The 1,346-nt window shown below is 72.4% G+C and carries 2 protein-coding genes; one reads left to right on the top strand and one right to left on the bottom strand.

What is annotated here, in order from left to right; genetic code table 11:
* Positions 1–678: NAD(P)-dependent oxidoreductase (locus LOY02_RS17720; RefSeq protein ID WP_317183694.1), on the bottom strand; the 678-nt coding region annotated here is incomplete at its 3' end.
* Positions 679–758: 80 nt separating this feature from the next.
* On the opposite strand from LOY02_RS17720, the gene LOY02_RS17725 reads away from it, so the two are divergent.
* Positions 759–1,346 (top strand): LysR family transcriptional regulator (locus LOY02_RS17725; protein WP_317183695.1); only part of this gene is annotated, 588 nt, incomplete at its 3' end.

The raw sequence follows: 1,346 nt of genomic DNA on the forward strand, positions 1-1,346 counted from the left end.
GGCGAAGGCGGCCGATCCGCGGTGCCCCTCGAGCCAGGGCCGCTTTGCGGTGACGACCCTGCCGAGGGCGGTGCGCTCGAGAATGTCCGTGACCAGCTCACGGTCGACGCCGAGCGCATCGGCGCTCGCGAGAGTCCGACCGAGAGCGGCGAGGCTCTCGCCGAGGACCTGGTTGGCGACGAGCTTGACCGCAGCGGCGGTCTGCGCGTCCCCGCACCGGACGACGGTGCCGAGCGCCTCGAGCACACGGGACACCTCCGCCGGCACGGTGTCGGACCCGGCGAGCACGGTGAGCGACCCCGACCGAACCGCGGGAACCGAACCCATCACGGGCGCGTGGAGGTAGGCCCGTGACCGTTCCCTGACGATGTCCGACAGCTCAGCCGCCTCGCCGGGTCCTGTGGTCGAGGTGTTGACGACGATGGCGTCCTCGGCGCTCGCCTCGAGGCACGCGGCCAGCACCTCCTGACATGCTTGGGCGTCGAAGAGGGCGAGGACGACGACGCGAGCCCCGGCCACCGCCTCGGCGGAGGTCGGCCTGACGTCGACCCCGGCAACCTGCTTCGCCGTCCGCGACCATGCCCGCACGGCATGTCCCCCCTGGCTGAGGCGCTCTGCCATCGCGGTGCCCATGCGGCCGAGGCCGAGGACCGCCACCTGTGTCACATCTCGATCCATGCCTCCACTGTGCACAGGCTGGAAACATGCGACAAGCGAAAGTGTTGCATTAAAAGCATGCGGTTCACGCATACTAGGACGTGTCTCTCACCCCCTGGATCGCCTTCGTCACGGCCTGTGACCGAGGCACGCTCGGAGCCGTCGCGCACGAGCTCGGCTACACCCAGTCGGCCGTGTCGCGCCAGATCGCGGCGCTGGAGAGCGAGCTGGACGTCGCGCTGCTCGAGCGGCGCCCGCGCGGCGTCCGCCCCACGGCGGCGGGCTCGGCGGTCCTCGTCCACGCGCGCCTCCTCGTCGCCGAGGCAGAGCGGGCACACCGGGCGGCCCGCGACCCCGCAGCCGGTCAGCACCTCGCTGTCGGCGCCGTGCCGTCGATGGCGATCGCGCTCGTCCCGGCGGCTCTCAAGGCGAGTGCGGGTCTCGCGTCATGGAGCCTGGTGACTGACCTGACGCGCGCCCTCGTCGAGCGCGTCGCGGCTCACGAGCTCGACGTCGCCGTCGTCACGGACGCCCCGCCCGGGCTGCCCACGACGGCCGGGATCGAGCTGACCCACCTGCTCGACGACCCGATGGCCGTGCTCGTCCCCGCCGGGTCCGACCTGGCTGCCCACGTCCGGCTCCAGGACCTCGCGGACGAGGTCTGGCTCGAGGACAACCCCGGCTCGCGG

Origin of the sequence: Intrasporangium sp. (genome assembly GCF_032907665.1) — a bacterium.
GTDB lineage: Bacteria > Actinomycetota > Actinomycetes > Actinomycetales > Dermatophilaceae > Intrasporangium.